The sequence below is a fragment of the Acrocarpospora sp. B8E8 genome (assembly GCF_039871605.1).
Lineage (GTDB): Bacteria > Actinomycetota > Actinomycetes > Streptosporangiales > Streptosporangiaceae > Acrocarpospora > Acrocarpospora macrocephala.
Genome location: NZ_JBDPLV010000078.1, coordinates 17,463 through 38,286, shown reverse-complemented (window position 1 = coordinate 38,286; position 20,824 = coordinate 17,463). Strand labels below are relative to the sequence as shown.

The following is a 20,824-nucleotide window of genomic DNA, read 5'->3' as shown; positions in this document are numbered from 1 at the left end:
TCGAGGCCGGATAGATTCGCTGACCGTCCAGATAGCAGCGCTTGTCGGTCGGCGGCGACGCGAATCACGCTCGCCGATCCCCCATTCGATCGCCGCCGGACGGCATTCCGTGCCCCCAGGACCAGTATTCGGATTTTCTGGGCACGCAATGGCTCTGGTCGGCTCCGTCGTTTGGTGCGTCCATTAAGTACGCCGACTCACCTGTCCGTCGCGAATTTGCCGGCGGGTTTGTCGTGTGCGTACGGAATGTGGATGCGACTGGGGAGCTTTCCGGTGATCAAACTGGTCCTGACCGACGAGGAGCGCGAACAGCTGATCAGCTGGTCTCTGGACGACGCCGCGCCCGCCCGGGCGATGCGGGCCGAGATCGTCCTCCGCTGCGCGGCGCCCGGAGCCGTCAACGAGCGGGTCGCCGCCGACCTCGGCGTCACGTCGATAACCGTCGGCAAGTGGCGCACCCGATTCCTCAAGTCCCGCCTGGACGGCCTGACCGATAATGGCCGCCCCGGCCGCCCCAAAGCCGGCGTCGAACTCACCGACCAGGAACGCGCGCAGCTGCTTGAATGGGCCGCCACCTCCTCGGGTCTCGCCCTGCGTTCGGCGATCGTCCTCGCCTGCGCGCAGGGCATGAGCAATGAGGCGGTCGCCGCCGAGCTGAACGTGCACGCGGACACGGTGTCCAAGTGGCGCAACCGTTTCGTACGGCACCGCCTGGAAGGGCTGGCCAACCGACAGCCTCGCGGCCGTCCCGCGACCATCACCGCGGAACAGATCGAACAGGTCGTCATGGCCACCATTCAGGAGTCGCCCAAGAGGGGTTCTCGGTGGTCGCGGGCGACCATGGCACAACACAGTGGCCTGTCGAAGTCCACCATCGGGCGGATCTGGCGCACCTTCGAAATCAACCCACACCTGCAGACGCAGTCCGCCGACGACGTGTGAGCGTTCGTCTGCGGTCGTTGACCAGGGACTATCATGACGGAGTTGCGCCCTGGGCGACCCGCGCTGTGGGCGAATAGCGAGGACGCCGTGAACACCACCTCGGACGAGGCTCTCCAGGAATGGCCGTCGACCACCTATCTGGGGTCGTTGGCACCGGAGAGTCGCGCCATGCTGCTGGCGCTCGGTCGCCGTCGCGTCATTTCCGATGGCCAGATCTTCATCACCATGGGCGACGAGTCACAGGAAGTCTTCGTGATTCTGCACGGGGTCGCTCGCGTGGAATCTCCGGACGCCCAGGGGCGACTGCAGGTCGTGGACTTTCAGGTTCGCGGCGACACCATCGGCGTAGCGGCGGCCATGCGGCACTCGCCACGATCGGCGACCGTGCGGGCGACCGGGGAATTCGTCGCGATCGAGATTCCCGGCGAGGACTTCATCAAGTTCCTGATGGACAATCCGCCCGCCCACTTCGCCCTCACCCAGGTGATGCTGGCCCGCGACGAGCGCCGGAAGACATACCGCCTGGACACCAATCAGTACGACGCGCTCACGCTCGTCACCAGGACCCTGATCGAGCTGGCCGACCGGCACGGGACGAGCACCGAGCACGGCATCGACCTCGACCCGATCATCGCCCAGACGGACCTGGCGCCGCTCTCGGGAGTGAGCGAGTCCGCCGTGCACAAGGCCCTGCACACGTTGCGCACCGAGGGCGTCATGGGCAGGGGTCGGCTTCGCCTCACGATCACTGACATTGATGCGCTGCGTCGCCAGGGCAATCCTCCACCCAAAGCGCCCTGACCTGGCTATATGCCAGATTGCAACTCACATATTGTAAAAATACAACTCCCGACTTACATTGAGGTCAGGTGGCGCTTGGCCACTTCAACGACTCCTTCGGAGCGCTCATGAGTGGCCGTACATTGCGACATTCCGTCTCCCAGTTCCTGGCCGCGTTTCCCCAACCGGTCCGGCCGGATCCGATTCCCACGGCCAGCGCGTACATCGATCTCCGGCAGTCCACCGACCTCACCTCGATGCTCGGGGTCCAGGTGATGCGAGATCTCCTTCAAATCATCTTTTCGCCGGTCGCCCTGCTGGCCGAAGCAGAGGGCGGGAAAATATACGACATGCATGGCGATGGCGCTTTGGTGGCATTTCGCGGTGACAATCGAGTGGATCGTGCTTTCGCCACCGCCATGATGGTTCAGCGAAGTATCGTGACAGAATTTCAACCTGGTTTGGCATCGGCCACGTGCGGCCAGATCAAACTGAGATTCAGGATCGGAATCGACGACGGCCCGATGTGCTCGGGGATCGTGACCGACCTGAGTGGCCCGGCCCGGACTTTCTGGGTCGGCGGAAACATTGGCAACAAGATATCCCAGGCTATGGAACCGTCGATGGGGATCGCGGTGAGCCAGCGTGCCTTCGATCTCCTCAGCCCGGAGATCCGGGAGAAGAACATCTGGAGCGACCCGGTAGAAATCCTGATCGGCGGCGAGTCGCTCCTCATCAGAACCTGCCCGCAACCTTGAACTCCAGGAGATGCGTCATGAACGACCCATTAGCAGGACCCGAGACGGGCCAACTCCAGAAACGTTCGCCGATAAAACGATGGGCCATCCTCGTCAGCGGTGCGACATTGCTGGCGCTGGTCGTGTTCATCTTCCCGCCGGCCGCCGCGCCCGTGGGAGTCGCCCTGGCCACGCTGGAGATTCTGCACCGCATGACCCGCCAGTCCCGCTGACGGTAGAATCCACGAGTGACGGTAGTGGTTATCGCGACGCACAGTCCGAAATGGGAATCCGCCGGGAAGGCTCTCGCCGCCGATCTTCAAGCTGCTTTAGGGCCGACCGCCCTTCGTGTCGAGCACATTGGCAGCACGTCGATTCCCGGCATGGACGCCAAGCCCATCTTCGACCTGCAGGTCAGCGTCAGGGACCTCGACACCGCTGAACAGCCGCTGTCCGCCGTCCTGCCCGAGCTGGGTTTCTCCGACACGACCTACTTCCACGACCACGTCCCCGCCGGCTACGGCGACGCCCCCGACGCGTGGCGCAAACGCCTGTGGATGCGACGCGACTCCGTGCACCCCGACGTCAACCTCCACATCCGCCAGGCCGGCTCCCCCGGCGAACGCTTCGCCCTCCTGTTCCGGGATTGGTTCCGCGCCCATCCGGCCGCCGTACCGGCCTATGTCGAGTTCAAACGTTCCCTCGCCACCATCGTGGCCGACTCGGCGACGTACACCGAGGTGAAGAACCCCGTGGTGGACCTGGTCATCGTCATGGCCGAGGAGTGGGCCCGCCGTACGGGCTGGCGACCCTAAGGACGCTTGGATCCGATCCCCGATCCGCACCACAATGCGACCGAAATATAAACAGAAATAACTGGGCTATCTATGGCGCGCGTCCGCATTCGTCTGCCGAAGCAGCGAGTACTTGAGTTCGATCCAGGCCCGCAGTTCATCAGCCAGGACAGCGGACGCGATATAGGGCAAGCAAGGTTGAATGATGTGAATCTGGTTTCGCAGTCGGCGGGACAGCCGGATGTCGGCTGGCTCGAGGGGCCGTTCGGTGCATAGGCGCGTGACATTCGCCATGGTTGGCGTGGCTGCCAGCCAGCGCTCCACTGCCTCATCAATCGTTGGCAACTCGGCAGCCACGCTCAGGTCACGGGCCTCGGTGAGCGAGACGATCAGGGTGGCGGCCGCCTCGTCAGCGGTGTCGATCCCCCGTAGTGCCGCGTGGCGGTCGAGAGCGAAGCCGAGTAGCCGCCACTGTGCATTTTCTGCGGGAGTTCCTCCGGTGCGGCGAGCAACCACGCTTCGAAGATAGTGCCACCAGTCGGTTCGTTCGGGCTCCTCGCGGGGTTCGCGCCCGTCCAACCAGGTAACCAGTGCCGGTTCGGGCAAGATCAACAGGTGATTAGCATAGTTTGCTGGTGTGATCAAGGCCCAGCACCGTGCCCGTGATCATCAGATCGGCAAAGAAATCCAGGTCAGCCACCTAGGAATTGTCCGGTGAGGATTACTACGAATGCATCCGAATATCGGCGAGGCGTCCACATGACTCGGCATACGGATGCAAGCGACGACACGTGCAGCCGAGACCGCCACGCCGCCTACGTGGGGCTGGTGCTGTCCTTGCGCGCCCGTACAGCTTGTCGCTGGGGAGAACTTCGGGTGCGTGGTCGGCGTCATACGGAGGTAGCCCATCGGAGATGACGGGGTGAGTGACATGGCGGCGTCGGCAATGCTGGCTGAGGATCCCTCGCGGTTAGGGGACTTCTGGCTGGCCGGACGCCTGGGCGCCGGAGGCCAAGGCGTCGTGTACGAGGCCTACGACGCCCAAGGCACCCGGGTCTCGATCAAGGTGCTGCACCCCGACACGGCCGCCGACGCAGCGGGAGATGCTGGCGCTCCAGCTGGCGGAGACGACAGCGGGCAAGCTCGCCGCCGAGGCCGACACCATGCGCACCACCGACCCGGCACGCGCCATGCTGCTCAGCGTCGCCGCCTGGCGGCTCGCCCAGCTCCCCACCACCCGCGCCACCCTGCAGAACGCCTGGGCACAACGCGAACGCACCGCCTTCATCGATCCCGACACCGGCGGCGAGACGCTGCGGCAGATCACCCTCGACGGGCGCAGGCTGGTGAGCGTCTCCCCGCAAGGCGTGCGCGTTTACGACCTGCGCACCGGGAAGAGGATCGGCGGGTGGGACGACGTGGGAATCGGCGACCGCGCGTTCCGTGGGATCGCCCTGAGCGCTGACGGCCGGTACCTCGCCGTGGTGGCCGGTGAAACCGTACAGGTGTGGGACCTGACCACCCAGCGCCCGACAGCTCAGCACAAACTGGTGGCGCAACAGCACTTCAACGGGGTCTCCTACGGCCTCAGCGACCGCTGGCTGACCATCAGCGAAGGCCAGGGCGCCCAGCTGTGGGACACCCGCACCGGAGCCATGGTCGGCGGCCCGGAGCCGATCGCGGACACGGCACTCAGCTCGGCCGGTGACCTGGCCGCCGTCACCCTCCTGGGCGAGACGGAACACTTCGGCCTTCTCCGGCTTCCGAGCGGCAAGCCGGTCGCGGGATGGCACGCCTCGGACACGTGCCTCAGCAAGTCGAGCTCCGTGGCGTTCAGCCCTGACGGGCGTACCCTCGCCTGCGCGACCACCTCCGACATTTCTCTCATCGACGTAGGCACCGGCAAGTCGCTCCCGAACCAGCCCCGCGCCGACGGATGGGATTCCAACGGCGGCCGGGTCCGCTTCAGCCCGGACGGGCGGTTCCTCGTGGCCGCCGGAAACAGCGACCTGCGGCTCATCCGGGTCGCCGACGGCAGCACGCTGCTGACCTATCACGGCGCCACCGAAGCGGTCGGCTTCGACGGTACGACGTTGCGCCTTCTCATCGACGCCACGGTGGTGGGCGTCGACGTCTCCGACCTGCTGAACCCGGTGCGGATTCCGGGGCCGCCGCCCGCGTACGCGGTGTTCAGCCCGGATGGCAGATTCTTGCTGACCTACAACGAGGGAGCTCGTTCGCTGGTCCTCCGCGACGCCCAGCACGGCCGGGCGCTGGGGCGCCCGGCCGTGCTGGCGTCCGGCAACACCCCGGATCCCCTGCCCGTGTTCAGCGGCGGCGGGCGGCTCCTCGCGGCCATCGACGGCCTGTACGGCGAGTTCGTAAGCGTCTGGGACACCCAGCGGCAAATCCGGACCGTGAAGATCGAACTGCCGAAGGACTGGTATCTCCATTCTCTCGCCATGAACGCCGACGGCTCTCTACTCGTCGCCGGCACCAGCGCCACTACCGGCGACGACGAGGAGTCGCGCGGGCGGCTTCTCGTGTGGGACATGAGAGGCGGGCGCTGGATCAGGTCGATCGACATCCCTGGCGACGTTGCGGTGGCCTTCCGTCCCGGCGGCACGACGGTCGCCGAGGTCGAGGGACCGTCCAACCGGCTGCTCGACGTCGCCACGGGGCGGGAGACCGGCCCCGCCCTCGGCCCGCAACGCGTCACCGATCCGCGCGTGTCGTTCGCGTTCAGTCCAGACGGGAACACCATCGCCATCAGCTCTTCCAAGGGATTGGCCTTCTGCGACGTCCGCACTGGGCAGAGACACGGCCCGAACCTCCCGCTGCCGTCGTCCGCCGTCATCTTCTCTCCAAAGGGCGATGTGGCGGCGTCGGTGAACCGCGAATTCTCGGTACAACTGCTCGATGTGTCCACTCCGCGCAAGCTGGGCCCGCCGTTCTCCGGCGGAGACACGCAACTGCTGTCAGCCGCCTTCGGCTCCGGAGGCACGGTCGTCCACACCGTCGACGACTCGGGCGCCCTGCGGGACATCCCTGTCGATCCGGCACGTTTGGCCGCCACCGTCTGCGCCCGTGCCGGGCGCACTCTCACTCCCGCCGAGTGGCACCACTACCTCCCCGACCTGCCCTACCAGGATCCGTGCCGGTGAGCTGACCGAATGTCCGCACGCGAGGCTCCACGTGATGGACGTTGCTGTCAATGAAGACCAAAGCCCCGGAACAGGAACTGTCCGGGGCGTTTTCGCAGGTCAACTAATGCGGTCAGGGACGGGGTCGAGTTGTCGAATGAACTGCCGCCTTAAATGCGATTCGCCGTTAGGTGTACGCATTCATCCACATCACGCACCCCAACTAACCCTTTGCCGGAGTATGCTCACCTGCTGTATCGCCCCCGCGGAGGCGGCGAAGGCCAGCAAGGTCCTCCCGGGCGTCGTCGAGATGCGAGTTCCTCAGGAGTACATGTGCACCCGAGCATCCCCCATGATCGACCAGAACAGTTGCAGCAGATTCAGAGCGGGCTGATGCAGGGTGAGCAGATTATCGCCGTCTACGACGCCAGCGGCGTGGGCACGGGCTTCCTGGGGCTGACCGACCGCCGAGTGATAGTCCAGGACAAGTCCTTCGTCGGGAAGAAGATCGCGATCACCAGTATCCCGTACTCAAAGATCACCAGCGTCAGCGTGGTCAGCAACAAGTCCCTCGCCGGCTCCTTCTTCTCCTCCGGCTCGATCGCCATCAACGTCGGCACCCACGTCTACGAAATGGACTTCCGCGGCGAACAGAAGGCCCACCACGTCCACAGCGTCATCCTGCACTACATCAGCCGACCGTAACCGCCAGGCGCTGTGAACGGCGACGTGGCCAGCCTCCGCCCCCGCGGGTTCTTTGCCGGCCGTACCGTCGTCGGCCTCGGACGTGACATGAGCGCCGGCCTCCTGTCCGCCGCCGACCTGGTCGATCATGCCCTCGACTCGATAGCCTCGCTCGACCCGCCGCTCAACGCCTTCGTGACCGTCGACGCCGAAGGCGCTCGCCTGGCCGCACGGCAGGCGGACGCCGAACGCGCGGCTGGGGTCTACCGGGGACCGCTGCACGGGATCCCGGTCGCGGTCAAGGACATCATCGAGACCGCGGGGATGGCGACCCGGATGGGCTCCGCTCACTTCGCCGACCACATCCCCGACCGAGACGCCACCTGCGTGCGCCTGCTTCGCGAGGCCGGCGCGATCATCGTAGGCAAGACCACCACCCATGAGTTCGCGTACGGCCCCACCGGGGACCTGTCCCATAACGGCCCCTCGCGCAACCCATGCGACGCGGCGCTGATGACAGGTGGATCCAGCGGCGGCAGTGCGGCGGCTGTGGCGGCGGGCATGGTTCCCCTCGCGGTCGGCACCGATACCGGTGGCTCGGTTCGCATCCCGGCGGCGCTCTGCGGCGTGGTCGGTTTCAAGCCCGCGTACGGCGCCATCCCGGCCGACGGGGTCTTCCCACTCGCGTCCTCTCTCGACCACGTGGGAGTGCTCGCCGGCACGGCCGAGGACTGCGGGGTGGCTTATCGCGTGCTGGCAGGCCGGGCGCCGGCTCCCACCGCCGCCGACGCGACCTCGCTCCGGGTCGGCTGGCTGGTCACTGACTCGCCGACCCTCGCAGACCGGGCCATCACGGACCCAGCCGTCGCCGCCCTGGTCAGAGCCCGCGTTTCCCGACAGCGAGGAGATCGTCCTTCCTGGTGTCGCCGAGCTGTACCGGGTGTACTCGGCGATCCAGGGCAGTGAGGCGTACGCGGTGCACGCCGATCGGGTCGCACGGTCACCGCAGCTGTTCAACCCCGAGGTGCTCGACCGGCTGCACCACGCCGGCGAGATCCGCGGCTGGCGCTACGTCCGCGCGGTTGAGGCCCGCGAGTCCTTCCGGCGGCAGGCGGCCGCGCTGCTCGACCGGTACGACCTGCTGGCACTTCCGGCCGTCGCCGTCCTGGCTCCGCCGATAGGCGTGCGCAACCTCGACATCGGCGGCGCCCGCGTCCCGGTCCGCGACGCCCTGCTCACACTCACCAGCCTCTGGAACCTCGCGGGGCTGCCCGCGCTGAGCGTCCCGGCCGGAATCATCGGCGGCCTGCCAGTCGGTGCCCAGCTCATCTGTGCCCCCGGGCGCGAGGAGATGCTCCTCGCGTACGCGGACCGGCTGCGGGCGGCATTGTCCGGTTGAGAGGTGGGGTCAGCCCCAGGTCCGCGTCGGAAGCTTTTCCGTCAACGGCGGAACAGGGCGTCGAGCTCGGTGAAGTCCATGGAGTCGTTCAGCGTTGTGAGACCTCCTGTGCCTAGCAGTTCCGCGGCGGCTCGGCGGGCCGCGGTGTAGGCGGCCTGGGCCAGGCCGGTGCCCAGGCTGATCCTGCGCACTCCGGCGTCCGCGAGTTCGGTGACGGTCGGTCCGCCCGCGACGGCCATCGCGTTGACCGGCAGCGGGGATTCGGCGCAGAGAGTGCTCAGCAGGTCCAGGTCGAGCAGGCCTGGGACGAAGATGCCATCGGCTCCCGCATCGGCGTACGCCGCCGTACGCGTCAGCGTCTCGCCCAGCCGGCCGGAGGGTGCGCCGATCGCGAACAGGAAGACGTCGGTACGCGCGTTGATGAACAATTCCGGCAGTCCCGCCGCGACCGCAGCCTCCCTGGCGGCGCGCAGCCTGGCGCTCTGTCCGGCGACGTCGAACAGTGGACCGCCGACGGCCGTGGAATCCTCCAGGTTGACGCCCACCGCACCGACCTCGACCACCGCCCGCACGGTCGCGGCGACATCCGCCGGGGCAGGGCCGTACCCTCCCTCCGCGTCGACCGTCACCGGCAACTCGACGCAGTCCACGATGCGCCGCGCGGCCGCCACCATTTCACCCCGGCTGACCCGCTGCCCGTCCCCGCGGCCCAGCGACCACGAGACGCCGCCGCTGGTGGTCGCGACCGCCGTGGCTCCGGCCGCGGCGATCACGGCCGCGCTGGCGGCGTCCCAGGCATTGGGCAGCACCAGTACGGATTCGCTGCTCAGGGTGCGAAACAGTAGGGCCTTGGCCACGGTCGCGGCATCGGCTGAAGGGGAGGAGATGTCAACAGACATGATGGATGACCGCCTGGCCGCGGAGCGCGACGACCGGTTGTCTCCTCGGCTGCGGAGCCTGCACCGGACCCCTTCGGCTCACCTGCCCAGGATCGTCGCGGAGATCGAGACTTACTGGCGGCTCGCGATGGCGCCGTACTGGGACCGGATCCGCTCGGTGCTGGAGGCGGACATCTTCCACCGGGGCCGCCAGATGGCTGAGCGGGGTACAGCCCAGGTGCTCCAAGAACTGCACCACACGGTGCGCTGGGACGGCGGCAGCCTTCAGCTGGTGCAGCGGTACTGCGACATCACCAGGTCGGGCCTTTCCGCGGCGGGCGTGTCCCAGCATCTCACCGCATTGCGGATGGCCGGGCTCACCAGCGCCCACCGGGTGGGCCGCTCGGTGCTCTACGCCCGTACGGGACTCGCCGACGCCCTGCTCACCGCGCACACGTGAAGGTGTCCCCGGCCCGCAGGTAGCGCAATTCTCCGACCACGTCAGACCACGCCCCATCTGGCGATGCCGCAAGTGGCATCAGCCAATGCGACCCATAAGCCGGGACGTCGTCATCAGCATCGCGTAGAGCACGCGGAGGCGGCGAATGACCATCGAAAGGAGCCGGCTCATCTTCGGGTTGCCGCCGGGCGGCGTGGAGGCGGCGATGCGCTGGCCTTTATAAGCGCGTACGCATTGCCGTTGTCTCCGCGGCGTCAGCGCGCGGCGCGTTTGATGAGGTCGGCCGTCACGGTGGGCTGCGAGATCATCGCGACATGCGAGGCGGCGATCTCGCGAATCTGCGACCCGGCCCGCTGCGCCATGAATCGTTGCGCCGCGGCGGGCAGCACTTGGTCGTGCTTGGCGACCAAATAGTAGGAGGGAATGGTCTGCCACGCCGGGGCACCGGACGGCTCGCCGAGCGTGCGCGCGTCGGCGGGCCGCTGACCGGCGTGCATCAGGTCCGTGGTCGGCTTCGGCACGTCGCCCGCGAAGACGTCGCGGAAGAACTCCTTCTTGATGTATCCGTCGACGAGACCCGCACCGTAGGGGCGGAAGTCCAGCGCCGCCTCGTTGAGCCTGCTGCCCGGAAACTTCGTTTGAAGTTCCAGTAGAGACTCTCCCTCGTCGGGGGCGAAAGCGGCCACGTATACCAGCGCTTTCACGTTCGGGTTGCCGGCCGCGGCGTTGGTGGCGACGATTCCGCCATAGGAGTGCGCGGCCACGATGATCGGACCGTTCAGTGTGGCGAGAATGCTCGCCAGGTAGGCGGAGTCGGAGGCCACACTGCGGAGTGGGTTCGCGGGGGTGATGATCGGATAATCGTCGCGGATGAGTTTGGCGGCGACGTCGTTCCAGCCGGAGGCATCGGCGAACGCGCCGTGCACGAGTACCACAGTGGGCTTGGCTCCCGGCCGGGGATGCGCTTGTGCCTCGGACGTTCCCAAAAGGGTGCCGGCCACGACCGCGGCAGATCCGGCCAGCACCACTCGGCGAGTCGTCATGATGTGCGCCTTTCAACGTGTTGTTTCACGCCATTGTTCAACCCGGGCACTTGACGATCACTGAACGAGCGGATTCACTCCCTGTCCAGTATGCCGATTTAGCTTGAAGGCATGAGGTCTACGAAAAGCGAGAGCGCCAAGAAATGGGGCTTGCGGGCCCACCTGCTCGCCTACGTCCTGGCCAATGTGGCCCAGGTCATCGTGTGGTGGCTCTACGACCCGGAACACTTCTTCTGGCCAATGTGGTCCATAGTCTTCTGGGGCATCGGGCTGGTCTTCCACTACTGGGGTGTCTATTCACCGCCCAAATCGAATACTGAGCATTAAGCCGTGTCGTTCGTCCTCGAGTTCGTGCGCGTCCCCAGGACGGCCGGCGCGACCGCGCCGAATCAATCCACAGCTCGCTCGCGGTTGTCCACACTCCATCCGGCGGTCGGCATCGTGAACACGGACGCGGCCGACCTGACCGCGAGCAGTCGCTCGGCGCGGTGCCAGCCCTGGAACAACGACAGCTTGCTACCAGCAGGGCTGCCAGAAACTGGCAGAATGTCCGAGAATGTCCGCCATGGATTCCCCGCTGGTCCTTGCCAGTCTGCCCTATGCCCTCGGAATCGTCATGCTGGGCCTGGGCCTCAGCCTGACCTTGGACGACTTCCGACGAGTGGGCCAGTATCCGAAGGTAGTCGTGGTCGCGCTGCTGTGCCAGGTCGTGCTGCTGCCGGCGATCTGCTTCGGCCTGGTGCTCGCCTTCCGGCTCCCGCCGGAGCTGGCGATCGGGCTGATGGTGGTCGCGGCGTCGCCCGGTGGCCCCACTGCCAACCTGTTCAGCCACCTGTTCGGCGGGAACGTCGCGCTGAATGTCACGCTCACCGCGATCAACTCGGTGCTGGCCGTGGCCACCCTGCCGATCGTGGTGAACCTCTCTACCGGATACTTCCTCCCCGGTGGAGCCTCCCTCGGGCTGCAGTTCGACAAGATCCAGCAGATCTTCGTGATGGTGCTCGTGCCGGTCGCGATCGGGATGCTCCTGCGCGCGTGGACGCCGCAGGTGGCGCGGCGGCTCAACCTCCCCGTCCGGGTGCTGTCAGCCGTGGTCCTGGTCGTGGTCATCTCCGCCGTGCTGTACGGAGAGCGGGAGAACCTCGTCGACTACTTCGTCTCGGTCGGACTGGCCGCGCTGGTTTTCAACATCGTGAGCCTGCTGGCCGGGTATGGCGTACCGCGCCTGACCGGTGTCGACCACCGCGCGGCCACCGCGGCCGGGTTTGAGATCGGCATCCACAACACCGCGCTCGCCATCACAATCGCGCTGAGCCCGGCCCTGTTGAACAGTGCCGAGATCGCCATCCCGGGCGCGGTGTACGGCATCATCATGTTCTTCACGGCGACCGCGTTCGGCTGGTTGATCACCCGTCGAACTCAAGTCCTGATCCGACACGCCGAAGGCTGAGCAGCGCGATCAGATCTCGGCGAGGAACCTCTCGGCGCGGCGGGCGAAGAGGTGAGACTCGCATTCGCTGGACCGGTCGCGGGCCTTTTCGGCAGCGGCTCGTACGACTTCGTCGGGTTCGCCGCGGGCGTGGAGCAGGCGCGCCCGCAGCAGCAGGACAAGTCCTTCGGCGTAGCGCTGGCCGTAGGCCTCCAGGGCGTGCTCCGCTTTGTCTAGGGCGATGCCCGCCTCGTCCGGCATCCCGGCGGCCAACCACATCTCGGCGATCAGTCCGTGGTGGTACGCGACGCCCCACCGCGGCGGGTCGACCAGCGTCCCGGCCAGGAGCTGTTCGGCCTCCCTCGCGATACCGGCCGGGTCATCGCCGGCGAGGGCACGGGCCCAGTACCAGTTCAGTCGTATGTAGTGCTCCTGCTGAACGGCGGCGCGGCCGGTGCCCGCGGCCATCCACCGATCGATCGTGCGTATCACCCAGTCCGCGTCACCGGCCATCGAAGCGATGATCGTGGTGTAGTAGGCCCAGGTCGCGACCGCATACGAGTCGTCGGGGCCGTTCCACTTGTCGATTATGGCTTCCGCCCTCTCGACGTCACCGTGTAGAGCTGTCAGGACGGCCTGCCAGCCGGGCCACTCACCCGAGACATCACGCCGGATCGGGGTCTCGCTATGCGAGGAGACAACCCCTTCGAGAAGGGCGGGGTTGTTCCCATTGAAGAACCGGTATGCCGCGCCGATGTTGCCGATGTCCCACTGGTGCAGGCCCCAGGCTTGCCGGCCGTACACGCGGAGGACCGGATCGGAGGACGCCTCCCCTTGCTCATACAGCCGGCGGACCAGACGCAAGCGGTCCCACTCCAGGAAGGTGTAGGCCCCGAACAGGCGAGCGAAGAGGAGGCCGGCGGCCTCAACCTCCCGGCCGAGTTGGCGGGCCAGCTGTTCCGCACGCTCCAGCAGATCGAACGTTGTGCCGCCGAACCCGGCTTGCCGACGCGGGGCGATGGCGAGGAGCGAGAGGGCGGAGAGCTCGAGTTCCGGGAGCCCGGCGGTCCGCGCGATCTGGGCGGCTGTTTCCAGGTGCCGATCGGCTGCAGCGAACGCGAGCTTGGTCGTCGCGCGACGACCGGCGCGCTTCAGCGCCTCCACGGTACGAATCGGGTCGGCGAGAGGGCCGGCGGCACACAGGTGGAAGGCGAGGCGTTCGGTAATGGACTCGTCGTCCGCTTGGCTTTCTTCGAGCGCGTCCGCGACACGCAGGTGCAGCCGGATGGCTCGCAGCTGCGCCGTTGTCTCCGTGATCGATTCGCGAACCAGGTCGTGCGCGAAACGCCACGAGAACGGGTCCTCCGGCCCTGTTTCGAGCAGGCCGAGCGCGCGCAGCGGTTCGAGGCATTCGAGGCATTCTGCGATATCGACGTCGGCGGCGCGGGCGAGCAGGCCGAGGTCGACGTCGCGGCCGATCAGCGCGGCGACCCGCAGCAGGTGGCGAGCACTGTCGTCGAGGCCCGCCATCCGATCGCGGACGACGTCTCGCACAGTGGATGGCACCCCGGCTCGGGCCGATGCGTCGCCGTCGCCGAGCGCGCCACGGTCGCTGAGGAGCCGCGATAGTTCGCGGACGAAGAAAGGATTGCCGGCGGTACGAACATGGATGTTGCGGGCGATGTCCGCACTGGGTTCGTGACCGGTCTCGCGGCGGATGAGTTCGGCCACGTCGGTCAGGCTTAGCGGGCCGAGGTGGATCCTGCGGTGGCTGGGCAGCCGGCTGGCGGCGGCCAGTACCCGCGAAAGGTCGGAGCCGGGCGTGGGTGCACGGTCGCGAAGGGCGCCGATGATCGCGGTGCCGGTGGGTAGCCGACCCGCCAGGTGGCCGAACAGCTGGAGCGAGGCGGCATCAATCCATTGGAGATCGTCCATAACGAGCAGCATCGGCCGTTCCGCCGAGGCCTGGCCGATAAAGGTGACGACCTGCTCGAACAAGCGGAACTGGGCGCGGCTGCCGGAAAGCGGCGGCGCGGCGTCATCGTCTCGAGATTCGAGGAGGCGACCGAGTTCGCTCGCCAGCCATTTCTCGCGCGCCAACCCGGGCAGGCTGTCGAGGACAATGGTGAGCGCCTGCTCCCATGGCCACATCGACGGTGTTCCGTCGCCTTCCAAACAGGAGGCCCAGACGACGAGGGCGCCACGCTGGTCCGCGGCGGCGGCGGCTTCTTCCAGCAGGCGCGTCTTGCCCGCGCCCGGTTCGCCTTCGACGATGCCGAGCCCGGAGCGGCCCGTGAGCGCCGCCTCGATGGCTTGCCACAGCACGCCCAGTTCCTCGCCCCGGCCGACCAGTCCCGCTGTCTGCCTCGCCGGTGCGCGGTCACCCTCACTCTCCGTGCTCGCTACCACCGGCGGCCTCGGGGTCTGCGTCAGCACGCGTAGGTGCGCGGCCTGCAGCGCCGGGCCGGGGTCGATGCCGAGCTCCTCGGCGAGGCGGTCACGGACCGCGTGGAACGCTGATAGCGCCTCCGCCTGCCGTCCAGCGGCACCGAGGGTGGCGATAAGGCTGGCATGTACGGGTTCGTGGAACAGTGCCATCGACGCGGCCAACTGCAACGGCGGGATCACCCGCTCCGGTCGATGTAACGACACGGCCAGTTCGGCCGCTGCCACGCAGGTGACGTGAAACTCGTCGTCGAGAGCGGCCAAGATCGGCATCGCGGGCGATTCATAAGAAAGTCCGTCACCCGCGGGGCCCTGCCAGAGGCCGAGCGCTTTGACGTAGTGGTCGAGTGCCACGTCGCGCGTTTGCCGGGCGAGGGCGACCTGAGCGGCTTCGAGGAGTTCCCGGAAGGTGAGGAGGTCCAGCGTGGCGGGGCCGGCGCTGAACACGTACGCGTTGCCGCGGCGGTGCAGGTATGTACCGGCTGCCCGGGCGGGGACCGTGGGTTCGAGCACCCGCCGCAATGCCCCGATGTACTTGTGGATGATGTTGAGCGCGCTGGCGGGGGCATCATCGGCCCAGATCAGGTCGATCAGTTCTCTCGTGCTGACCGGGTGACCCGCTCGCGCCAGGAGCAGGGCCAACAGCTGCGCCTGCTGCCGGGGGCCGGCGTCCAGCTCGACGCCATCGCGCCACAGCCGCAAGGGACCGAGGATCTGCAGGCGCAGCGGACCGTCGGGCGGATTGGGATGAGCTCGCCCAGTCACGTCTGTCGACTCCCGGATGGGCATTGTAGATTTGTCCGCTTGCGACCCGTTTTAGACCGCAACGTGCACCGAGTCTACTGGTCCAGGATTGGTCGTAGAAGGGTCGGCAGACAGGCCGTACCGAACGGAAGAGCGGAACGCCGGGCAGGCGCGATCGAGCGCTTTGCCGTGGTCAGAGTGGCGATCGAGTGATGGAGCGGCCTGTCCGTTGGATCTCGCAGAGAATCCGGTAAACGACTAGTTCGGTCCGGCTGCCCACGCGCAGACGCCAGCCGACAAGGAAGTCGCTGTTCACTGCTTTTGGGTTTTCGTTCAGTGCTAGTCAAGTTCGCATTTGTACGTTGAGGCTGCTGGGTAACGAACTCGAGCCGGATGGCCACCACGATGACGACCACCCGCCGAACATTGCCGGCCGACCCAGCCCATGCATAACCCGAGCCATAAGGAGCGTTGGATGCCCACTCGCGTGAACCGGCAGACCGTCGATCTGTCCGCCTATCCAGATCTCATGGTCCTGTACCTCGGCATGCGTGTGAATCGTCTGTACGGGATCCGGACCTTCTTCAGCTTCGGCCGGAAGATCAGTGAGTCGGTCGCGGGCAAGCCGGACGGGCTGCTACTGCACGAGCCCGTGTACTACTCGTTCTTCCCGATGAACATGGGGATGCGCCAGTACTGGCGGGACCTGCCGTCGCTGCTCGCCTTCGCCCGGTCCGAGCCGCATCGGGAGTGGTGGCTGGACTTCCTGCGGGACTCGGGCGGCACCGGTTTCTGGCACGAGACGTATTCGGTCAAGGGTGGTATGGAGGCCGTCTACGACGACGTGCCCAAGCCGCTCGGGTTTGCACGGTTCGCTGGAATCCAGCGCGCTCGTGGACCCATGTTCGGTTCCGCGGCCCGCCTGGGACGCTCCGACCACGGCAGTCCGGCCCTGACCGAGAAGGACCTCTACGAGTCCTAGCCGCTCGGGCCATCGTCGATGACGCCACGACGTTGTTCCTCGGGGGCGTCCATGCGGACCCAGCTCAGGGAGGACATCAACACGCCGAGATAGCCGAGGCATTTCAGGCCGACGTTGCTGTCAATGAAGATGAAACACCCCGGAACAGAAACTGTCCGGGGTGTTTTTGCAGGTCAACTAATGTGGTCAGGGGCGGGGTCGAACCGCCGACCTACCGCTTTTCAGGCGGTCGCTCGTACCAACTGAGCTACCTGACCTCGACGACTTGCGCCGGGAGCGGTCCTGACGGGACTTGAACCCGCGACCTCCACCTTGACAGGGTGGCGAGCACTCCAAACTGCTCTACAGGACCTCTATGTCCGGAAGTTTTTCTTCCGTGTTGTGCGGCTTGCCTAGCTTACCAGTTTCTGCGAGGTCTTCGACCTGCCTTTTTCCGGTGAGCCCGTGCCCCCAACGGGATTCGAACCCGTGCCGCCGCCTTGAAAGGGCGGTGTCCTAGGCCGCTAGACGATGGGGGCTCAGGGGATTGTCCCCGGGGGGATCGTCCCTGTTCCGTGCCGTCTTCCGTCGGAGACCTCTGAAGCATAGGGGACGTTAGCCCTCGATGCCAAAGCGATCGGCGACGGCGTGCCACTGATCGTTCCCGATGGCGACGGGACGTTCCCTGGCTCTGGGAAAATTGTACGACCTGGGTCGGGCTCGATATGACGCTCACACTGGATCCACTGCTCGCCGAGGCCGCCCACGGTGATGTCGTCCCAGGCCTGAAGCCGATGGGTGTCTTTGCTGAAGTACAGAACTGACGCCTGATGGGGAGTCGGCTCGGCGTGTTCGAGGCCCCGCAGGCCGGCCGCGCCGGTCGACCCCTGGACGATGACCCGGGTTCCGGTGGAGAGCAGTTCGGTGGCGCGAGCATGGGTGTGGCCGGCGAGGACAAGCGCGACGGAGCCGCTGAAACCGCGGCCGACGGTGGGGTCGTGGACGGCGACGATGTCGGCGGGAATGTTGTCGGGCGCGGAGGTTGAGGAGCTTCGTGGCCATTCGGGGGGCGCAAGCCGTACCGCATGGGAGCGGCCAAGGTTGGTGAGACTGGCCGGATCGGAGTCGACCTCTACGGATTTGTCGGGTGTGAAGCGTGGGTCGCCTACGCCGTAGATGCGCAGGCCCTTGACTTCCGCGGAGGTTCCGTCGAGGACGATGGAGTTCTTCTGCTTGGCGACGGCTTCTTCGGTTTCGCGGGAGTCGTGATTGCCGCGTACGTAGACATAGGGCACGCCCAAGCGGCCGATCTCCTCGACGAAGCGGTTCTCGGCGGCGGTGCCATGATCGCTGATGTCCCCGGTGTCGATGATCATGTTGACCTTGAACTGATCCTTGAGGGAGTGGATCACGTTCCAGGACACGGGGTTGATGTGCAGGTCGGAGACGTGCAGCACGCGGATGGTGTCAGGGTCGGGCTCGTAGATCGGCAGGGTTGAGCCCGCTTCGTAGAGCTGGGAGACGTTCGTCACAAGCTTGGCGAGCTGTCCGCGATATTCGGAGAATTTCGTGACAATCGATTGGGCGTTGCCGACCAGCGAGGGCACGCCGGTCAGCAAACCGGTGTATTTCGGTTCGGAGATCGAGCGCGGGTTGAGGGTGAGTGCCGAGGTGGCGCCCAGGGCCGCGACCGCGAGGAACGCGACGCCGCTGGTCCAGGCGGCCCGGGAGAGCCTGCGGAAGACGATCAGCCCGGCCAGGAATCCGGCCAGGACGGCGCAGACCACCGCTCGGATGATCAGCTGGCGGAGGCCCTTGACCAGATCGGTCTCGATGGTCTGAGGCAGGCGATCGGCCCATTTGGGATTCTGCAGGATCTGCTGGGCCACATCCGGATGGACGGCATCGATACTGATGCCTAGCCGTACCGGACCGCTATGGGTGGCGAATCGGAGCGTGCCAAGGGGGCGTACGTCGATCACGGTTTCGCCGCCCCAGGCGGGTTGCAGGGTCATGCCGATGTCTGCGGGGCCGACGGCGGTCTGGGCGGACGCGCCGAAGGACAGCCCCAGCCAGGCGCCGGCCAGGGCGACCATGATTATCGCCAGGATCCGTGCCGTCCGGCCCTTGGCAAGGCGGCGGGCGATGTTGGTGAGCTCCACGTCCTTCATGTCTACCCTGAAATGCGCGGCCAAGTAGATTTGACACTGTGATCGAGGTCTCGCGGAACAGATTCGAAGAGCTCGTGTCCGAAGCGCTGGACACGATCCCGCCAGAGCTCGCAAAGGTGATGGACAACGTCGTTGTGGTGGTTGTGGATGATCCGCCAGAACAGGGCCTTCTCGGCCTGTACACCGGCATTCCGCTGACCGAACGCGGCGACTGGTATTCGGGCGTGCTGCCCGACCGAATTGAGATCTACCGAAATCCGACCCTGGAGATCTGCGAAACCGAGGATGACGTGGTCGAAGAGGTGCAGATCACCGTCGTCCACGAGATCGCCCATCACTTCGGCATCGACGACAAGCGGCTGCACGAACTCGGATGGTAGTCGCGGGGTTGCAATTCGCGAGCGCGGTAGGCACTGTAGGTGACATACTGAACACGGTCTGTCAGGTGCAGTCCTGCAAGCTCAGCGGAGAGAAATGGCGGCCACCAAGCCCGACCGGCTACCGGGTCGGCACCGCCGTCCGCCCGAACGCCAGGCAACCTACGGCGAAGTCCTCAGGATCGGCGAGTTCCGGGCCTTGTGGCTTGGGCAGGCCATGTCGCTTCTGGGCGACCAGCTGGCCCAAGTGGCATTGGCCGTGCTTGTGTACAACCGTACCCAGTCGCCGCTGGCCACCGCGGCCGTCTACGCGCTGACCTACCTGCCGCCGATCATCGGCGGCCCGCTGCTGGCCGGTCTCGCCGACCGTTTCCCGCGCCGCCGCGTCATGCTCCTGTGCGACCTGCTCCGTGCCGGTCTTGTCGCGATCATGGCGATTCCGGGCACCCCGTTCGGGGTGCTCTGCGCGCTGGTGTTCCTGGTCGTGCTGCTCAGCGCGCCGTTCTCGGCCGCGCGGGCCGCCCTGCTGCCGGAGATCTTAGAAGGCGATCGTTATGTCATGGGTTCGGCCCTGCAGAACATGACGAACCAGGCGGTCCAGATGCTCGGCTTCGCCGCCGGCGGGGCGGTGATCGCCGGGCTGGGGCCGTACCGGGCGCTGGCGCTGGACTGCGCCACCTTCCTGGCCTCGGCGCTGATCCTGGTCGCGGGGGTACGGCGCCGCGTCGCGCCCGCCGTCGCGGACGGGAACCTGCCGTCGATGTGGACGATGACCCGGGCCGGCGCCCGTCTGGTCTTCGGCGACCGACGATTGCGAACGTTGGTGCTGTTCGCCTGGCTGTGCGGCTTTTACGTGCTTCCGGAGGGGATTGCGGTGCCGTACGCGGCGGAACTGGACGACGGGCGTTTACCGGTGCCCGTGATCAGCGGGCTGCTGATGGCCGCGATGCCGACCGGAACCGTGCTTGGAGCGTTCCTTTTCAGCCGATTTGTCACACCATCGGGACGGCTCCGGGCGATGGGGTGGATGTCGATGCTGACCTGCGCGCCGCTGATCCTGTGCGCGATGCGGCCGCCGCTGGAGATCGTGCTCCTGCTATGGATTCTGTCGGGGATTGGTGGGGCGTACCAGCTTGCGGCGAATGCCGCGTTCGTCCAATGCGTGCCCCCGGAACGGCGGGGGCAGGCGTTCGGTCTCGTCCAGTCCGGCCTGCTGGCCGCGCAAGGCGTCGGCATCCTGATCGGAGGCGCGCTCGCCCAGGAACTCGGCCCCGAGCCGGTGGTCGCGCTGGCCGGAGCAGCCGGTCTGTCCGTCGCGGCCGTGCTGGCCATGACCTGGACCGAGTCCCGTACAGAGATCATCGCCAAGGTCCGGGCAGCTTAGAGCTTGTCGTCCGCCTTGGGGTGGTTGTAGGGGTGGTGGGCGTAGGGGTCGTGGGGCGGCGCGGCCGGCTTGCTCTGCTGGTTCATGGCCTTTGACCAGGTTTCCTGAACCTTGGAGCGAGTGTCCTGCCAGACCGGCTTGTCCTTGTTGTTCTCGATCAGGTCCTGGACGATCGAGGCGTCCTTGCCCTGGTCCGGGATGAGCAGCCACGCCACCGCGTAGATGCCGACACCCAGACCGCCGAAGAGCGACGCGATGGCGAGGCCGACCCGGAGGATATTGGGGTCGATCCCGACGTAGTGGCCAACGCCGGAGCAAACCCCGGCGATGACTTTGCCGTCCTTACGACGACGGAGCTGTTTGACCGAACCGTTGGTCGTCATCTCGTTCATGCCCTTTACTCTGCCCTTCTTGTGGGCATACGCACATCGGGATTGCCCCTGGTACAACCCC

At 66.6% G+C, this 20,824-nt stretch carries 21 protein-coding genes and 3 tRNA genes; 15 read left to right on the top strand and 9 right to left on the bottom strand.

The genetic code is table 11. The features are described 5' to 3' along the window. Nucleotides 1-273 precede the first annotated feature (273 nt). The 5 genes from ABGB08_RS45390 (at nt 274) to ABGB08_RS45370 (ending at nt 3,274) form a co-directional block, all read left to right on the top strand. Nucleotides 274-942 (top strand): helix-turn-helix domain-containing protein, encoded by a 669-nt coding sequence (locus ABGB08_RS45390; protein ID WP_347603940.1) that lies wholly within the window; start codon nt 274-276, stop codon nt 940-942. 33 nt (nt 943-975) lie between these two features. Beyond that, nucleotides 976-1,743 (top strand): Crp/Fnr family transcriptional regulator, encoded by a 768-nt coding sequence (locus tag ABGB08_RS45385; RefSeq protein ID WP_347603938.1) that lies wholly within the window; start codon nt 976-978, stop codon nt 1,741-1,743. 68 nt (nt 1,744-1,811) lie between these two features. After that, nucleotides 1,812-2,480: an adenylate/guanylate cyclase domain-containing protein gene (locus ABGB08_RS45380; protein ID WP_347603936.1), complete on the top strand. Its 669-nt coding sequence runs from the start codon at nt 1,812-1,814 to the stop codon at nt 2,478-2,480. A 17-nt stretch (nt 2,481-2,497) separates the two neighbouring features. Further along, nucleotides 2,498-2,692: a hypothetical protein gene (locus tag ABGB08_RS45375; RefSeq protein ID WP_347603934.1), complete on the top strand. Its 195-nt coding sequence runs from the start codon at nt 2,498-2,500 to the stop codon at nt 2,690-2,692. A 15-nt stretch (nt 2,693-2,707) separates the two neighbouring features. Then, nucleotides 2,708-3,274, top strand: coding sequence for a GrpB family protein (locus ABGB08_RS45370; protein WP_347603932.1), 567 nt, complete (start codon nt 2,708-2,710; stop codon nt 3,272-3,274). Nucleotides 3,275-3,340: 66 nt separating this feature from the next. Here the strand turns inward: ABGB08_RS45370 and ABGB08_RS45365 are convergent, their stop codons facing one another. After that, a complete protein-coding gene (locus ABGB08_RS45365; protein WP_347603930.1) occupies nt 3,341-3,898 on the bottom strand; it encodes a hypothetical protein in 558 nt (185 codons plus the stop codon). Between the two features lie 458 nt (nt 3,899-4,356). Between ABGB08_RS45365 and ABGB08_RS45360 the strand changes: the two genes are divergently transcribed. The 4 genes from ABGB08_RS45360 to ABGB08_RS45345 all read left to right on the top strand — a co-directional run bounded on the left by ABGB08_RS45360 (nt 4,357) and on the right by ABGB08_RS45345 (nt 8,479). Next, entirely contained in the window at nt 4,357-6,417 is a 2,061-nt protein-coding gene (locus ABGB08_RS45360; protein ID WP_347603928.1) for a WD40 repeat domain-containing protein, read from the top strand. A gap of 312 nt (nt 6,418-6,729) precedes the next feature. Continuing rightward, nucleotides 6,730-7,101 carry a PH domain-containing protein gene (locus ABGB08_RS45355; RefSeq protein ID WP_347603926.1) on the top strand — a complete coding sequence of 124 codons (372 nt, stop codon included), beginning with the start codon at nt 6,730-6,732 and terminating at the stop codon, nt 7,099-7,101. Nucleotides 7,102-7,188: 87 nt separating this feature from the next. Then, a complete protein-coding gene (locus tag ABGB08_RS45350; protein ID WP_347603924.1) occupies nt 7,189-8,046 on the top strand; it encodes an amidase in 858 nt (285 codons plus the stop codon). Further along, entirely contained in the window at nt 8,021-8,479 is a 459-nt protein-coding gene (locus tag ABGB08_RS45345; RefSeq protein WP_347603922.1) for an amidase family protein, read from the top strand. Before ABGB08_RS45350 ends, ABGB08_RS45345 begins: the two co-directional genes overlap by 26 nt. A gap of 41 nt (nt 8,480-8,520) precedes the next feature. Here ABGB08_RS45345 and ABGB08_RS45340 read toward each other — a convergent pair whose 3' ends face one another. Further along, nucleotides 8,521-9,378, bottom strand: coding sequence for an isocitrate lyase/phosphoenolpyruvate mutase family protein (locus tag ABGB08_RS45340; protein ID WP_347603920.1), 858 nt, complete (start codon nt 9,376-9,378; stop codon nt 8,521-8,523). Between ABGB08_RS45340 and ABGB08_RS45335 the strand changes: the two genes are divergently transcribed. After that, nucleotides 9,377-9,817 (top strand): hypothetical protein, encoded by a 441-nt coding sequence (locus tag ABGB08_RS45335; protein WP_347603918.1) that lies wholly within the window; start codon nt 9,377-9,379, stop codon nt 9,815-9,817. The genes ABGB08_RS45340 and ABGB08_RS45335 overlap by 2 nt on opposite strands. 254 nt (nt 9,818-10,071) lie before the next feature. On the opposite strand, the gene ABGB08_RS45330 is transcribed toward ABGB08_RS45335, so the two are convergent. Continuing rightward, nucleotides 10,072-10,860 (bottom strand): alpha/beta hydrolase, encoded by a 789-nt coding sequence (locus ABGB08_RS45330; RefSeq protein ID WP_347603916.1) that lies wholly within the window; start codon nt 10,858-10,860, stop codon nt 10,072-10,074. A gap of 111 nt (nt 10,861-10,971) precedes the next feature. Here ABGB08_RS45330 and ABGB08_RS45325 point away from each other — a divergent pair, with 111 nt between their 5' ends. Both ABGB08_RS45325 and ABGB08_RS45320 read left to right on the top strand, forming a co-directional pair. Then, on the top strand, nt 10,972-11,187 hold the full coding sequence (locus tag ABGB08_RS45325; RefSeq protein WP_347603915.1) for a 2TM domain-containing protein: 216 nt from the start codon (nt 10,972-10,974) through the stop codon (nt 11,185-11,187). Between the two features lie 238 nt (nt 11,188-11,425). Then, nucleotides 11,426-12,310 carry a bile acid:sodium symporter family protein gene (locus tag ABGB08_RS45320; RefSeq protein ID WP_347603913.1) on the top strand — a complete coding sequence of 295 codons (885 nt, stop codon included), beginning with the start codon at nt 11,426-11,428 and terminating at the stop codon, nt 12,308-12,310. Nucleotides 12,311-12,319: 9 nt separating this feature from the next. Here the strand turns inward: ABGB08_RS45320 and ABGB08_RS45315 are convergent, their stop codons facing one another. After that, nucleotides 12,320-15,499 carry an AAA family ATPase gene (locus ABGB08_RS45315; protein WP_347603911.1) on the bottom strand — a complete coding sequence of 1,060 codons (3,180 nt, stop codon included), beginning with the start codon at nt 15,497-15,499 and terminating at the stop codon, nt 12,320-12,322. A gap of 454 nt (nt 15,500-15,953) precedes the next feature. Here ABGB08_RS45315 and ABGB08_RS45310 point away from each other — a divergent pair, with 454 nt between their 5' ends. Next, entirely contained in the window at nt 15,954-16,460 is a 507-nt protein-coding gene (locus tag ABGB08_RS45310; protein WP_347603909.1) for a DUF4188 domain-containing protein, read from the top strand. Between the two features lie 183 nt (nt 16,461-16,643). Here the strand turns inward: ABGB08_RS45310 and ABGB08_RS45305 are convergent. From ABGB08_RS45305 to ABGB08_RS45290, 4 genes are all read right to left on the bottom strand, one after another. Beyond that, a tRNA-Phe gene (locus ABGB08_RS45305) sits at nt 16,644-16,717 on the bottom strand. 20 nt (nt 16,718-16,737) lie between these two features. Then, a tRNA-Asp gene (locus ABGB08_RS45300) sits at nt 16,738-16,812 on the bottom strand. A gap of 93 nt (nt 16,813-16,905) precedes the next feature. Beyond that, nucleotides 16,906-16,978, bottom strand: a tRNA-Glu gene (locus ABGB08_RS45295). Then, a complete protein-coding gene (locus ABGB08_RS45290; protein ID WP_347603907.1) occupies nt 16,979-18,610 on the bottom strand; it encodes a metallophosphoesterase in 1,632 nt (543 codons plus the stop codon). It lies immediately after the preceding tRNA gene. 38 nt (nt 18,611-18,648) lie between these two features. Here ABGB08_RS45290 and ABGB08_RS45285 point away from each other — a divergent pair, with 38 nt between their 5' ends. Further along, nucleotides 18,649-18,990 (top strand): metallopeptidase family protein, encoded by a 342-nt coding sequence (locus tag ABGB08_RS45285; protein WP_347603905.1) that lies wholly within the window; start codon nt 18,649-18,651, stop codon nt 18,988-18,990. A gap of 94 nt (nt 18,991-19,084) precedes the next feature. Then, nucleotides 19,085-20,371 (top strand): MFS transporter, encoded by a 1,287-nt coding sequence (locus ABGB08_RS45280; protein WP_347603903.1) that lies wholly within the window; start codon nt 19,085-19,087, stop codon nt 20,369-20,371. Here ABGB08_RS45280 and ABGB08_RS45275 read toward each other — a convergent pair. Continuing rightward, the gene (locus ABGB08_RS45275; RefSeq protein ID WP_155357428.1) at nt 20,368-20,763 is read right to left on the bottom strand and encodes a PspC domain-containing protein; all 396 of its coding nucleotides are present in this window, start codon (nt 20,761-20,763) and stop codon (nt 20,368-20,370) included. The genes ABGB08_RS45280 and ABGB08_RS45275 overlap by 4 nt on opposite strands. Between the last annotated feature and the right edge of the window lie 61 nt (nt 20,764-20,824).

Excerpts from the sequence above, each read along its gene's own strand:
- ABGB08_RS45290 (WP_347603907.1), bottom strand. The coding sequence starts at position 18,610 with ATGAAGGACGTGGAGCTCACCAACATCGCCCGCCGCCTTGCCAAGGGC.
- ABGB08_RS45325 (WP_347603915.1), top strand. The coding sequence starts at position 10,972 with ATGAGGTCTACGAAAAGCGAGAGCGCCAAGAAATGGGGCTTGCGGGCC.
- ABGB08_RS45335 (WP_347603918.1), top strand. The coding sequence starts at position 9,377 with ATGATGGATGACCGCCTGGCCGCGGAGCGCGACGACCGGTTGTCTCCT.
- ABGB08_RS45340 (WP_347603920.1), bottom strand. The coding sequence starts at position 9,378 with ATGTCTGTTGACATCTCCTCCCCTTCAGCCGATGCCGCGACCGTGGCC.
- ABGB08_RS45320 (WP_347603913.1), top strand. The coding sequence starts at position 11,426 with ATGGATTCCCCGCTGGTCCTTGCCAGTCTGCCCTATGCCCTCGGAATC.
- ABGB08_RS45375 (WP_347603934.1), top strand. The coding sequence starts at position 2,498 with ATGAACGACCCATTAGCAGGACCCGAGACGGGCCAACTCCAGAAACGT.
- ABGB08_RS45275 (WP_155357428.1), bottom strand. The coding sequence starts at position 20,763 with ATGAACGAGATGACGACCAACGGTTCGGTCAAACAGCTCCGTCGTCGT.
- ABGB08_RS45350 (WP_347603924.1), top strand. The coding sequence starts at position 7,189 with ATGAGCGCCGGCCTCCTGTCCGCCGCCGACCTGGTCGATCATGCCCTC.
- ABGB08_RS45310 (WP_347603909.1), top strand. The coding sequence starts at position 15,954 with ATGCCCACTCGCGTGAACCGGCAGACCGTCGATCTGTCCGCCTATCCA.
- ABGB08_RS45280 (WP_347603903.1), top strand. The coding sequence starts at position 19,085 with ATGGCGGCCACCAAGCCCGACCGGCTACCGGGTCGGCACCGCCGTCCG.
- ABGB08_RS45330 (WP_347603916.1), bottom strand. The coding sequence starts at position 10,860 with ATGACGACTCGCCGAGTGGTGCTGGCCGGATCTGCCGCGGTCGTGGCC.
- ABGB08_RS45385 (WP_347603938.1), top strand. The coding sequence starts at position 976 with ATGACGGAGTTGCGCCCTGGGCGACCCGCGCTGTGGGCGAATAGCGAG.
- ABGB08_RS45360 (WP_347603928.1), top strand. The coding sequence starts at position 4,357 with ATGCTGGCGCTCCAGCTGGCGGAGACGACAGCGGGCAAGCTCGCCGCC.